13 protein-coding genes are annotated in these 13,255 nt (G+C 63.9%); 7 read left to right on the top strand and 6 right to left on the bottom strand.

The window, feature by feature from the left end; all coding sequences use genetic code 11:
* Positions 1-34 precede the first annotated feature (34 nt).
* Positions 35-823, bottom strand: coding sequence for a (5R,7aS)-5-hydroxy-7a-methyl-1-oxo-2,3,5,6,7,7a-hexahydro-1H-indene-carboxyl-CoA reductase (ipdF, locus tag MAB_RS03180; protein WP_005089068.1), 789 nt, complete (start codon positions 821-823; stop codon positions 35-37).
* A complete protein-coding gene (gene ipdE1, locus MAB_RS03175; protein ID WP_005113162.1) occupies positions 824-1,966 on the bottom strand; it encodes an acyl-CoA dehydrogenase IpdE1 in 1,143 nt (380 codons plus the stop codon).
* Positions 1,967-2,074: 108 nt separating this feature from the next.
* On the opposite strand from ipdE1, the gene MAB_RS03170 reads away from it, so the two are divergent.
* Genes MAB_RS03170 through MAB_RS03150 form a run of 5 tightly spaced genes read left to right on the top strand, consistent with a single transcriptional unit; the run spans position 2,075 to position 7,136 of the window.
* A complete protein-coding gene (locus MAB_RS03170; protein ID WP_005113161.1) occupies positions 2,075-3,667 on the top strand; it encodes a FadD3 family acyl-CoA ligase in 1,593 nt (530 codons plus the stop codon).
* Entirely contained in the window at positions 3,667-4,827 is a 1,161-nt protein-coding gene (locus MAB_RS03165) for an acyl-CoA dehydrogenase family protein (protein WP_005113160.1), read from the top strand. Before MAB_RS03170 ends, MAB_RS03165 begins: the two co-directional genes overlap by 1 nt.
* Entirely contained in the window at positions 4,824-5,789 is a 966-nt protein-coding gene (locus MAB_RS03160; protein ID WP_005113158.1) for an acyl-CoA dehydrogenase family protein, read from the top strand. The genes MAB_RS03165 and MAB_RS03160 overlap by 4 nt, the downstream gene beginning before the upstream one ends.
* Entirely contained in the window at positions 5,786-6,739 is a 954-nt protein-coding gene (ipdE2, locus tag MAB_RS03155; RefSeq protein ID WP_005113157.1) for an acyl-CoA dehydrogenase IpdE2, read from the top strand. The genes MAB_RS03160 and ipdE2 overlap by 4 nt, the downstream gene beginning before the upstream one ends.
* Before the next feature lie 22 nt (positions 6,740-6,761).
* Entirely contained in the window at positions 6,762-7,136 is a 375-nt protein-coding gene (locus MAB_RS03150; protein ID WP_005085450.1) for a DoxX family protein, read from the top strand.
* Positions 7,137-7,150: 14 nt separating this feature from the next.
* Here MAB_RS03150 and arr read toward each other — a convergent pair whose 3' ends face one another.
* Positions 7,151-7,576: an NAD(+)--rifampin ADP-ribosyltransferase gene (arr, locus tag MAB_RS03145; protein WP_005064798.1), complete on the bottom strand. Its 426-nt coding sequence runs from the start codon at positions 7,574-7,576 to the stop codon at positions 7,151-7,153.
* Between the two features lie 146 nt (positions 7,577-7,722).
* Here arr and MAB_RS03140 point away from each other — a divergent pair, with 146 nt between their 5' ends.
* Positions 7,723-8,994, top strand: a complete 1,272-nt coding sequence (locus tag MAB_RS03140; RefSeq protein ID WP_005092207.1) for a hypothetical protein — start codon at positions 7,723-7,725, stop codon at positions 8,992-8,994.
* A 16-nt stretch (positions 8,995-9,010) separates the two neighbouring features.
* On the opposite strand, the gene aqpZ is transcribed toward MAB_RS03140, so the two are convergent.
* Complete coding sequence (aqpZ, locus tag MAB_RS03135) at positions 9,011-9,769, bottom strand: aquaporin Z (RefSeq protein ID WP_005091677.1); 759 nt, start codon at positions 9,767-9,769, stop codon at positions 9,011-9,013.
* Positions 9,770-9,912: 143 nt separating this feature from the next.
* Here aqpZ and MAB_RS03130 point away from each other — a divergent pair, with 143 nt between their 5' ends.
* A complete protein-coding gene (locus tag MAB_RS03130; protein WP_005091679.1) occupies positions 9,913-11,025 on the top strand; it encodes an agmatine deiminase family protein in 1,113 nt (370 codons plus the stop codon).
* Between the two features lie 6 nt (positions 11,026-11,031).
* On the opposite strand, the gene fmdA is transcribed toward MAB_RS03130, so the two are convergent.
* Together fmdA and hsaB are read right to left on the bottom strand one after the other, a co-directional pair.
* Entirely contained in the window at positions 11,032-12,288 is a 1,257-nt protein-coding gene (gene fmdA, locus MAB_RS03125) for a formamidase (protein WP_005085441.1), read from the bottom strand.
* Between the two features lie 380 nt (positions 12,289-12,668).
* Positions 12,669-13,250 (bottom strand): 3-hydroxy-9,10-secoandrosta-1,3,5(10)-triene-9,17-dione monooxygenase reductase subunit, encoded by a 582-nt coding sequence (gene hsaB / locus MAB_RS03120; RefSeq protein ID WP_005085437.1) that lies wholly within the window; start codon positions 13,248-13,250, stop codon positions 12,669-12,671.
* Positions 13,251-13,255: the final 5 nt, after the last annotated feature.

Genomic DNA, 13,255 nt, shown 5'->3' with positions numbered 1-13,255 from the left:
CCAAGCGCTTGTTTGGTCGAACGCGTGCGCGATGTCACGCCCGCTGGCTGGATACCGAGATGACCTCGCCGGTCAGGTAGCTCGAATAGTCGCTGGCCAGGAAGGCGATGGTGGCCGCGACCTCCCACGGCTCGGCAGCGCGGCCGAAGGCCTCGTCGGAGGACAGTTTGTCCAGCAGGTCCGAGGAAGTCACCTTGTCGAGGAACTTGTGCCGAGCGATGCTCGGAGCGACCGCGTTGACGCGCACCCCGTGCTCGACGGCCTCGATGGCACTGCAGCGAGTCAGGGCCATGACGCCGGCCTTGGCGGCGGCATAGTGCGACTGTCCGTATTGCGCGCGCCAGCCCAACACGCTCGCGTTGTTGACGATCACCCCGCCGTGGCCCGCCTCGCGGAAATAGCGCAGGGCCGCACGGGTCGCCCGGAAAGTCGAGGTGAGGGTCACATCGAGCACCCTGTCCCACTGGTCGTCGGTCATATCGGCGACCGGAGTCTCTCCACCAAGGCCCGCATTGTTCACCAGCACATCGATACGGCCCAGGGCCGCAACGGATTCTGTGATCAATGCGTCGACCGCCTCGGTAGAGGTGACATCGCACACCACCGCCGCGACCTTGCCGAGCCCTAGCGCGGCGAGTTCGTCCCGCGTCTCGGTCAGGCGACGCTCGTGATAGTCGGAGACGACCACGTCGGCACCCTCGACCAGTGCCCGCCGCGCGGTCGACGAGCCGATTCCGGTGCCGGCCGCTGCGGTCACGACGACGGCCTTGCCCTTCAGGAGGCCATGGCCCTCGATCTCTGTCGGCGCCTCTGCCAGGTTCATTTAGCGAGCCTCTCTGGGTAGACCGAGCACCCGCTCGGAGATGATGTTGCGCTGGATCTCATTGGATCCGCCGTAGATGGTGTCAGCACGAGAAAACAGGAACAACCGCTGCCATTCGTCCATCTCGCCCGCATTCGTCAGCAGCGTCGACGTGCCGATGATTTCCATCGCCAATTCACCTAGGTCACGATGCCAGTTGGCCCACAACAGCTTTGACACATTGTCCTGGCCGGGCCGTTCTTCGTCCATGGTGGCCAGCGCATAGGCGCGCATGGTACGCATACCCACGTAGGCCTGCGCCAAGCGTTCACGAATGGCCGGATCGTCTGCCGCGCCGTTGGACTTGGCAAGCTCGGCGAGCCTGGAAAGCTCACGGGCATAGGTGATCTGGTTACCAAGGGTCGAGACACCACGCTCAAAAGTCAGCGTACCCATGGCGACGCGCCAGCCGTCGCCGGGCTCGCCGACCACCAAATCGGCGGAGGTACGCGCGTTGTCGAAGAACACCTCGTTGAACTCCGAGGTGCCGGTCAACTGGATGATGGGCCGAATCTCGACACCCGGCTGGTCAAGGGGCACAAGCAGATACGACAAACCCTTGTGACGCGAGGAGCCGGGCTCGGTGCGCGCCACCACGAAGCACCATTGCGACTGCAGTGCCAGTGAGGTCCACACCTTCTGCCCGTTGATCACCCAGTCGCCCCCGTCCAGCACTGCAGAGGTGGACACGTTGGCCAGATCCGAGCCCGCGCCGGGTTCGGAATATCCCTGGCACCACAGCTCCGTGACGTCGCGGATGGCGGGCAGGAAGCGCTGCTGTTGCTCGGGAGTGCCGTAGGCGATAAGCGTCGGACCGAGCAGCTCCTCACCCAGGTGGTTGACCTTGTGCGGCGCCTCGGCACGGGCGTACTCCTCGTAGAAGATGACGCGTTGGCTCACCGTGGCCCCGCGGCCCCCGTGCTCTACCGGCCAGCCCAGGCAGGTCCAGCCCGCCGCGGCCAGGTGACGATTCCAGGCAAGACGCTCCTCGAAGGCCTCGTGCTCGCTGCCGGGCCCGCCGAGCCCCTTCAGCTCGGCGAACTCTCCGACGAGGTTCTCCGCCAGCCATTCCCGGATTTCGGTGCGTACCTGATCATCGGACATCTCCGACATAGGTTCTCCGGCTGGCGCCGGTGATACTTGCGACTCAACCACTCCCGTAGGCTAACCTACCAAGCACTTGCTTGTTATTGGAAGGTGGGTCGGACGCGTATGGAATCGGCGCAGCAGACACCCGGGCTCACCATTCCGGCAGCGTTGGACCAGGCAGCCGCACGTTTCGGCGAGCGCGATGCCCTCTACGCGGACGGCTCCTGGCTCTCATTTTCCGAACTGCGCGCCCGCGCCCGGCGCTTCGCCGCCGCGTTGATCGCACTCGGTGTCGAGCACGGCCAACGACTCGCCATCTGGTCGCCGAACTCATGGCATTGGCCCATCGCCTGCCTGGGTGGGCAATACGCCGGGGCCGCCGTCGTCCCCATGAACACCCGCTACACCGTGGACGAGGCGACCGACATCCTGCAGCGCAGCCACGCTCGGGTGTTGGTGTCTGTCGGAAAGTTCCTCGGCACCGACCGCATCGAGCAGCTCGACACCTCGTCGCTGCCCGACCTGCGACACATCGTGAGAGTCGCGGTGGAGGACGGCGACGAATCCGGCTGGGACGCGTTCGTCGCGCACGGGGATGGCGTCAGCGATGGGGACATTGACACACGCAAAGCCGCGGTGAGTTCCGAAGACATCAGCGACATCCTCTTCACCTCCGGTACCACCGGTCGCAGCAAGGGCGTGCTGTGCATGCACCGCCAACCGCTGGCGGCCTCGCTGGCCTGGGCCACCTACGGCGAGTTCACCGAAAACGATCGCTATCTGTGCGTCAACCCGTTCTTTCACAACTTCGGCTACAAGGCCGGGATTCTCGCGTGTCTGCAGACCGGCGCCGCGCTCATGCCACAGTTGACCTTCGATCCCGAAAAGGCAATGGCCGCAGTTCAAGAGCACAAAATCACCGTGCTTCCCGGCGCACCCACCATCTTCCAGATGCTCCTCGACCATCCCGCACGCAAGAACTACGACCTGACCTCGCTGCGGTACTCCGTGACAGGTGCGGCGGTGGTGCCGGTGGTGTTGATCGAGCGCATGCAATCCGAGTTGGACTTCGATCTGGTACTCACCGCGTACGGCCTCACCGAGACTCAGGGCTTCGCCACCATCTGCCGCTCCGATGATGACGCCGTCACCGTCGCCACCACCTGCGGGCGGCCCATGCTCGGTTACGAACTGCGCATCGACGGAGCCGAAAAGCCCGGTGACGAGGGAGAAGTGCTCCTGCGCAGCGCCAACGTGATGAAGGGTTACCTGGACGATCCGAAGGCCACCGCCGAGGCCATCGACGACGACGGCTGGCTGCACACCGGTGACATCGGCAAGCTTGACGCACGCGGAAACCTGACCATCACCGACCGCCTCAAGGACATGTACATCTGCGGTGGATTCAACGTGTACCCCGCCGAGATCGAACAGGTGCTGATGCGCCTCGACGGTGTGGCCGATGTGGCCGTCATCGGGGTACCCGACGCACGGCTCGGCGAGGTCGGCAAGGCGTACATCGTTCTCAAACCGGGTGCCACGCTCAACGCCGACTCCGTGATCGAATACAGCGCAAAGCATGTGGCGAATTTCAAGAAACCGCGGTTTGTCGATTTCCTCGATGAGCTTCCCCGCAACCTGGGCGGCAAGGTGGTCAAGCCCACGCTGCGGGCCATGCATGGCGAACAGCGCAGGGCACAGAAGGAGAGCAGTTAGTGGACCTACTTCTTGACGATGAGACCGAGGCGTTCCGGGCCGAGGTCCGCGAGTTCCTCGTATCCAATGTCCCCAATCCGCCGCTGCCGTCCTATGACTCACCGGAAGGTGCGGCGGCACACCGGCAATGGGAACGCACCCTGTACGACGCGGGATTCTCCGCCGTGTCCTGGCCCAAGGAATACGGCGGCCGAGATGTCACGCCGCTGCAGTGGGTGATCTTCGAAGAGGAATACTTCAAGGCCGGTGCGCCCGCGCGCATCAGCCAGAACGGCATGTTCTTGTTGGGGCCGACGCTGTTCGCCCACGGCAGCAAGGACCAGCTGGATCGCGTGCTTCCGAAGATGGCCAACGGGGAAGAGATCTGGGCACAGGCATGGTCCGAGCCCGAGTCCGGCAGCGACCTGGCGTCGCTGCGCTCCCCCGCTCGAAAGGTGGACGGGGGCTGGCGTCTGTCTGGCCAGAAGATCTGGAGTTCACGAGCGCCCTTCGCGGACAGAGCATTCGGCTTGTTCCGTTCCGATCCGGACGCGCAGCGCCATCAGGGTCTGACGTATTTCATGTTTGATCTGAAGGCGGAGGGCATCACCGTGCGCCCGATCCCGCAGCTCGACGGTGATCCCGGGTTCGCGGAAATCTTCCTGGACGACGTGTTTGTGCCCGATGAAGACGTCATCGGCGCGGTGCATGACGGCTGGCGCGTGGCGATGAGCACCTCGAGCAACGAGCGTGGCATGTCGCTACGCAGCCCCGGACGCTTCCTGGCCACCGCAGACCGCCTGGTCGAGCTGTGGAAATCGGTTCCGGAGAACGAGTTCGCATCCGAACGCGTTGCCGACGCCTGGATCGCGGCGCAGGCATACCGGCTGCACACATTTGGCACCGTGACCCGGCTGGCCGGTGGCGGGGAGCTTGGCGCCGAATCCTCGATCACCAAGGTGTTCTGGTCCGAGCTCGATGTCGCCTTGCACGAGACCGCAATCGACCTGCGCGGGGCCGAGGGCGAGTTGACGAATGCTTGGACGGACGGATACCTGTTCTCGCTCGGCGGTCCGATTTATGCGGGCACCAACGAGATTCAGCGCAATATCATCGCCGAGCGCATCCTGGGCCTACCCAGAGAAAGCAGCGCAAGCGCTCGCACGGGAGGTGCCAAGTGAAATTCGATCTGGACACCCAACAGCGCGACTTCGCCGCCAGCATCGACGCGGCGCTGTCGGTAGCCGATGTTCCGGCCGCGGCGCGTGCCTGGGCCGCGGGTAATCACGGCCCCGGCCTGGCGGTGTGGTCCACGCTCGCCGAACTCGGCGTCACCGCCCTCGCGGTATCCGAGAAGTACGACGGCATCGGGGCACATCCCGTGGATCTGGTTGTTGCCCTTGAAGGCTTGGGCAAGTGGGCCGTGCCCGGCCCAGTCGTCGAGTCGGTCGCGGTGGCCCCGGTGTTGCTGTCCAGCCACGAGGACGGAGCGGAGCCGTCCACACGTCTTGCCTCCGGCGAATTGATCGCCACGGTCGCCGCGCCACCGATCGCCCCCCGCGCCCTGGACGCCGACATCGCCGGGCTCGTGCTCATCGCCGACGACATCGGCATCCGCGAGGCGCAGGCCGGCGCGCAGCACGAATCGATTGATGCGACCCGCCGTGTCTTCGACGTCCAACCGAAGGAAGCCGGTATCTCACTCGACACCAGTCGCGCCATCGACTTTGGTGTGCTTGCCATTTCGGCGCAGCTGATCGGGGCCGGACAAGCCCTGCTGGACCGTGCCGTAGCGTACGCCAAACAGCGTTCTCAATTCGGCCGTCCGATCGGCTCGTACCAGGCCGTGAAGCACAAGCTGGCCGATGTGCACATCGCACTGGAGCTGGCCCGGCCCCTGGTATACGGCGCAGCACTGTCCCTCGCTGACCAATCCCCCACTGCCGCACGCGATGCCAGTGCCGCGAAGGTCGCCGCGGCTAAGGCCGCATACCTCGCTGCCCGCTCCGCCCTGCAGACGCATGGCGCCATTGGTTTTACCGCCGAATACGACCTGTCGTTGTGGATCCTCAAGGTACGGGCACTGACCTCGGCATGGGGTACCTCGGAATGGCACCGTGCACGAGTGTTGGAGGCACTGTGAGTCCTTCCGGAAACACCGAACGGCAGATGCTGCGCGACACGGTCCGGTCTCTGGTCACCAAGCGGGCCGACTCCGCAGCGGTCCGCACCGCGTTCGAATCCGAACGCGGGTACGACGAGAACCTGTGGGCCGTCCTGTGTGAACAGGTCGGTGCCGCGGCACTGTTGATCCCGGAGGAATCGGGCGGAGCCGGGGGCGAACTCGCGGATGCCGCTGTCGTGGTCGAGGAACTCGGCCGCGGGCTGGTGCCCAGCCCACTGATGGGCACGCTCTGGGCAGAGCTGGCGCTTCTGGAAGCCGGATACGAGGGCGAGCTGCTGGAGGCGCTGGCCGCCGGTGAATCGATCGGTGCGGTCGCCTTCGACCCCGGATATGTCGTCAACGGAGACATCGCCGACGTGGTGCTCACCGTGCAGGGCGAGACCGTGTGTCGGGCGGGGCAGGTCACCGCACTCGCGCTGTCCACCCTGGACCCCACCCGTCGGCTGGCCTCGATCGCAGTGGGCGCCGCCGAGCCCGTGGGGACTGCCCCGGGGTTGATCGACAAGGCCGGGCTGTTGCTGGCTGCCGAACAGGTGGGGGCCGCAGCACGTGCACTGGATCTCACCGTCGAGTACACCAAGACGCGGGTCCAGTTCGGACGCGCCATCGGAAGCTTTCAGGCCCTCAAGCATCGGATGGCCGACCTGTACGTGCTGGTCGAATCCGCACGCGCCACCGTGTATCAGGCCATCCACGATCTGACACCGGAGGGTGCGACCGTGGCGAGAATCAAAGCCAGCGAAGCACTTTCGGCGGTATCTGGCGATTCCATCCAACTGCACGGCGGTATCGCCATCACCTGGGAACATGACGCGCACCTGTACTTCAAGCGTGCTCACGGCAGCGCACTGCTGCTGGGTACGCCGCGCCAGCTGCTGCCAAATCTGGAGACCGCTGCCGGACTCTGATCCATCTGCCTAGACTCCGGGCATGGAGACCAAAGCTAGCCCCTGGCCCGCCTACCGACTGGCCGCGATGCTGCTCGGCGTCGGCGTGGTGCACTTCGTCGCGCCGAAACCGTTCGACGACATCGTCCCCGCAGGACTCCCCGGTGATCCCCGGCTCTATACCTACGCCTCCGGTGTTGCCGAGCTCGGCACCGGCGCGTTGCTGCTGGCACCCAAGACGCGCAGGCTCGGCGGCACGCTGGCCGCACTGCTGTTCATTGCCGTCTTCCCTGCCAACATCAACATGGTGCGGCTGTGGTGGGACAAGCCGCTGGCGCTGAAGCTCGGCGCCATTGCCCGGCTCCCGATGCAAATCCCGATGATCACCGAAGCACTGAAGGTGCGCCGTACGGCATAGCCCCCGGTCGTCTGTCAGTCATAGATGACCGCGTTTCCCTTGCGCTTGAGGTCGGCCAGCCCGGCCCGGAAGGTTTCCATGAATTCGGGCGGGGGCCCCTCCCAGTCCAGTACCTCGCCCACGATGCGCACCGGCTCCCGGGAACGGTACGAGTGCGTGGGGTTGCCGGGGAATTTCTTGTCCGTCACGTTGGGGTCGTCTTCCAGGGTGCCTTCCGGTTCCACGATGTAGACATGGCCTCTGCCCTCACCCTTGGCCATCATGGCCGCCAGGCCCGCGCCAACTAGCGTCTTCGTCACATAAATGTGGTTCATGACGCGGCCCTCCTCGTAATTCGACAGATGTCCCGGCGTCAGCAGATCGCCTATCGCGAGGTCGGCCTTGGTGCCATGGAAGTACGCACCCGATTCGTGCGCCTCGAAAAAGTTGGGCATCGTCATACCGGCTCCCATCAGTACAAATCGGTGATCGCAGGATTGTGCGTCATGGTGGGGGCCTTGCCGCAAGCCCCCCACCATGACATATTTTGAAAGGGGACAAGCCAAAAGGTTGACTGGAAGAGTCGCTCGGTGGTCGAGTTAAACCCATGCCGCTGCACATATCCGACCGAGAACGCGAAGCCCTGGCTCAGGTCACCCGGTTCCCATTATTGGCAGCGCTCACCGGCCGCCGGTCCCGGCGCTTCCCCGCCGGAGGCCGCATTCCCGCCGGCCCGCTCGCCTACACCAGCAGCGAGCCCATCACCCCGATATCAGAAGTTGAACGCGCACTGATACTTTCGGTGGTCGGCGGAGTAACCGGGTGGCACTACGGCATCACCTACCACCCCGGTTATGCTCCCGCCTTCCCGAACTACTCCGGCAGTGCCACCGGTCGCACCTTTCCCTCCGCCGCGGGATTTCATACCAGCCAGCTCTTCTTCACCGACGACACCGGCATCTACCTCCTGCCCACCCGTGACGAGCCGCCACAGGAGTTTTCGACAATCGAGCAGTGGATCACCCACACCGCCGACTCGTACGTCCAGATCTCGGACAAACGTCTGGAGCTGCCACGCGAAGAGCCCTATATGGAGGGCCACAACATCTGGATCGGCAACCACCCGGGCAGCCTGCTGGCCTTCCCGGTAGCCGATCTGGCCGAGCACTTGATCGCGAATCTGTCCTTCTTCGCCGCGAACGGCTACCTCGTCTATGACGACATCAACAAGCAGAGCATTCCCGGCACCGAGAAATTCGGTGGACTGCGCAACTACGACGATCCGATTCCACTGTCCTTCGTCGAGCAGTACACACTCACCGAGGCCAGCGCCGAGCTGGCCACCGCCACTCACAACGGGGTGCTCCTTCTGCAAGCACTCGGCTTGGGCGGTTGGATGTTCGACGGACTTGACCGGCTGTCGGTACTGGGCGGGTCCGGCGACCCCCGCGCACCCGGCATTGGATTCCGATCGGACAACGACGACCGATGGCCGTTCCCCAATGCCACGGGCCTTCCCGGCTACTTCGAAACCCTCAGTCCGCCGCACGTGCCGACGGTCGCGGACGGTGTCGCCAAATACATCGAGCGCAAGTACGGCCCCGGCGGCCCGTTCCATCCGGATACTCCGGGCGCCTGGGCAGATTCGCGTAAGGTGCGCTCGGCCGCGTTACCCGCCGAGGCAGTCCAGGAGATCGTGACGGTGCAGGCCTCATACATCTACGACACCTTCGGAAAGATTCCCGGCACTGTCCCTACCGTGCATACCCTGATGTACCTTCAGGCACAAAACATCGACTTGGGCTTCTACGACACCTACTTCGGTCCCGGCGCCTACCTGCCGACGCACGCCGAACACGCTAGGCGCTGGTACGGCTAGCGTGTTCGGGGCGCGTTCAGTCCTGCGCCGCCTCGGCCACCAACCTGCTGTTGTCGAACAAGAACGGGTACAGCAGGCCGCCGATCAGACCGCCGATCAGCGGTGCCACCCAAAACAGCCACAGCTGCCCTGGCGCCGCACCACCGTTGAAGAAGGCGACAGCGGTCGACCGCGCCGGGTTCACCGACGTATTGCTGATCGGAATCGAAATCAAGTGAATCAGTGTGAGACACAAGCCGATTGCCAACGGGCCGAAACCCTTGGGCGCACCCGCATCGGTGGCACCCAAAATGACCATGATGAACACCGCCGTGAGCACGATCTCTGTGACCAACACCGCCGCCAACGAGTAGTGATTGGGCGAGTGCTCGCCGTAGCCGTTGGCCGCCATGTTTCCGGTCGCTTCAAAGCCCGGCTTACCGCGCGCGATGTACCACAACGCGGTGCCCGCGAGCAGCCCGCCGAGCACCTGCGCCACCCAGTATCCGGGAAGCTCCTTGGCGGGCAGACGCCCACCGGCCACCGCACCCAGTGTGACCGCCGGATTGAAATGCCCGCCCGAAATGTGACCAACCGCGTAAGCCATTGTCACCACGGTCAACCCGAACGCCAGTGCCACTCCGAGAAAGCCGATGCCCAATTGAATGGCACCCGCGTTTCCTTCTCCTGCATCCGCGACATTCTTCGCCGCAAAAATCGCGCTGCCACAGCCGCCAAAAACCAGCCAGAACGTGCCGAATAACTCGGCCAGCAATTTAGTACTCGTCTTACTCATCGTCGGATCCCTTCGTTTCGTAAGAACTCACATGATCCTGATTACTACCAATGCTGGACCCAAACACACAGCCACTTATCAGAAACAGTTGTGTCACGAATTCTGGTCTCGCTCAATAACTCGAATTGGTCGACACTGAGTTGATGCACAGACGACATCTGTTCAAGCTCGGTGCGGCGACCGCGGGTGCCGTCATGCTGACCGCCTGCGCCGACCCACCGGACGGTGACGTCGATACTGACGTGGTGAACGACAGCACCTCATGGCGCATGCCGGATGAAGGCGAACCCCATCTGCGCACCTGGATGGCGTTCGGCGCCAGTGCAGAGATCTGGGGCAAACGACTCAACCGAAAGGTTCAACAGAATCTCGGAGCCATCGCCCGAGCCATCGCACAGTTCGAGCCGGTGTCAATGTTGGTGCGACCAGAAGAGACCGAATTGGCCCGCCAATTGGCGGGGCCCGGCATCGAGCTGGTACCCGTCGCACTGAACGACCTGTGGATACGGGACAGCGGACCCGTGTATGTCCACAATGAAAGCGGCCGGGCCGCTGTCGATTTCAACTTCAACGGCTGGGGCGGCAAACAAGAACACAAGTCCGACGCCATGGTTGCCGCCGAGGTCGCCAAACGGGCCGGAGTCCCCACCATCCACACCGAACTCGTCCTGGAGGGCGGGGCCATCGAAGTCGACGGCCGGGGCACCGCAATCGTCACCGAAAGCTGCGTGCTCAACGACAATCGCAACCGAGGCCGCTCCAAGGGCGAGGTGGAAGCCGAGTTGCGGCGCTTGCTCGGTCTGCACAAGGTCATCTGGCTGCCCGGCATAGCCGGCATGGATATCACGGACGGGCACACCGATTTCTACGCACGGTTCGCCGGCCCGGGGGTCGTCGTCGCCGGGCTGGACAACGACCCCGACTCCTTTGACTATGAGGTGACACGACGGCACCTCGACATCCTCACATCGGCCACCGATGCGGCCGGGCGCCCCCTACACGTGGAGGTGCTCGAAGCCCCGGAGCAGGGGCGAGATGAGTTCGAGTCAGAGGATTTCGCTGCCGGATATATCAACTTCTACCTCGCCAATGGCGGCGTCATCGCACCCCAATTCGGCGACCCGCAGGCAGATACGAAGGCCAAGTCCACCCTGGAGCGACTCTTCCCGGGCCGCAGGGTGGTTCAGCTCGATATCGACGGTATAGCGGCCGGTGGAGGCGGCATCCACTGCGCCACACAGCAGGAACCCCGATAGCCGGCCTCAGCGCGCGACCGAGCGAGGCGCGCCCGGGCCGGGATCGATCCGGACCGGCCCGGAGGCCGTCGGCGTCACCGGAAAATCAAAGATGGCAGTCGGAATATAAACAGTGGCACAGGAATTCGGAATATCCACCACACCGGACAATCGCCCCTCGATGGGCGCGGCGCCCAGTAGCAGATAGGCCTGCTCGGGACTGTAACCGAACTTGGTCAGATAGTCGATGGCATGCAGGCAGGCGCGCTGATACGCCAAATGCGAATCCAGATAACGCTGTTCATCGTCCAGAGTGACGGAGGTCCCCGAGAACGCCAGCCACTGAGAATACTGCGGATCGGTGTTGCCCGGCATGAAGATGGCGTTCTCGAAGACCCCGTAGGTGTCCATGCCACCCTTGATCACGTCTACATGCAGATCGATGAAGCCGCCCATCTCAATGGCGCCGCAGAAGGTGATCTCGCCATCGCCCTGCGAGAAGTGCAGATCGCCCACCGACAGCTTGCCGCCGGGCACGAACACCGGGTAGAACACCCTGCTGCCCTTGGTCAGATTTTTGATGTCCTGGTTGCCGCCGTTCTCCCGCGGTGGCGCGGTGCGGGCCGCCTCGGCCGCAGCCCGATCAAAAGAGTCCCCGCTCAGCGCGCCCAGCACCGCGTCCCTGGGTTCGGGTGGAAGTGCCAGCGCGGGAACACGGTTAGGGTCAGTGGCGATCAACGCGCCCTCGCGAGCATTCCACCTCGCCAACAATTCCGCGGACGGTGCCGTGCCCATCAGACCCGGATGCACGATCCCCGTGAATCGGACACCCGGGACATGCCGCGACGTCGCCGTCTGCCCCGAGAAGTCCCAAATCGCCTTGTACGCGTCGGGAAACTGCTCGGTGAGAAAACCGCCGCCGTTCACCGTCGGGAAGATCCCGGTGTAGCCCCAGCCCTGACCGGCTAGCGGACCGGAATCCTCCTGCGGTATCGGTCCCACGTCGAGAATATCGACGATGAGCAGGTCGCCCGGCTGCGCCCCTTCCACCGAGAACGGCCCGGACAGGGCGTGCACAGTGGTTAGCGGGGCATCTCGAATGTCGTCAGCGGAGTCGTCATTGTGGATCGCGCCGTCGAACCATTCGCGGCAGTGCACCCGGAAGGAAGTCCCTGGCTTCACGACGGCGGCCGGCGGAATATCGGGGTGCCACCTGTTGTGCCCGATGATTTGTTGCTCGGTGAACTTCTTGTTCGAATCCAGCGGGAACAACACCTCGGGCATGGCATTCCTTCCGGTTAGGGGCGGGGCAACTTGCGGTGCAAGGGATTGGACGTCACCGGGGCCGACCGACGCGCTCGAGGCAACGCAGAAACCACGCGCGGCTCACTGGCACTGCGATGGGTGGAGTCGAGTAGATCCATACGTGACGAGGGGCCCCGGCCCACTCCGGCGATGCCAAAAACCCGGCGAGCTGAATCAGGGCAGCCGGGGCAGGGCACGGCGTCGGGTGCGGTAGCCAACGGAAAGTTGCACGAGGTATCGCCACAGCTCGTACATCGGTACTGATACAACGCCATGACCCGCCCTCACCGAGGTAGCACCTGGATATGTGACGCTACACCGGATTGGCCAGGCCCACAGGGTAATAAGCGACGGCGCGGTTACAACCAGGTGTCCTCGGTGGTCGCGGTGAGGAATGCTTCCAGATCGTTGCGCCAATCCGCGGGCGTGTTCTTGTCCGGCTCGATACCGGTGTACTGCCCGCGGTAGAACAACAGCGGACGCGCGGCAGATTCGGCCGACGGAATCACCGCGCGTTCTGAGAGCTCCTTGACGGATCCGAAGACCACCCAGTGGTCCCCGCCGTCGTGGACGTTTGCGACTTCGCAATCGATATGCGCCAGCGAACCATTGATGATCGGTGAACCGAGACCTGATGGACGCCAGTTAATTCCGGCGAACTTATCGGGCTCTCGTGATCCGAATCGGGCCGAGACCTCACGCTGGTCCTCGGCGAGAACATTCACACAGAACTTACCGGACGCCGCAATGGCCGCCCAGGATCGAGATTGCTTGGTCGGGCAGAACAGCACCAGCGGCGGCTCCAGTGACAGCGCCGCGAAAGACTGGCAGGCAAACCCCACCGGCACGTCCTCATGCGTCGTGGTGATGATGGTGATACCGGTGCAGAATTGCCCCAGTACATTCCGGAAGGTACGAGGATCAATCTCCGGTGTAGACATATCGG

Source organism: Mycobacteroides abscessus ATCC 19977 (genome assembly GCF_000069185.1).
Lineage (GTDB): Bacteria > Actinomycetota > Actinomycetes > Mycobacteriales > Mycobacteriaceae > Mycobacterium > Mycobacterium abscessus.
This window is presented reverse-complemented; position numbering and strand designations above follow the sequence as displayed.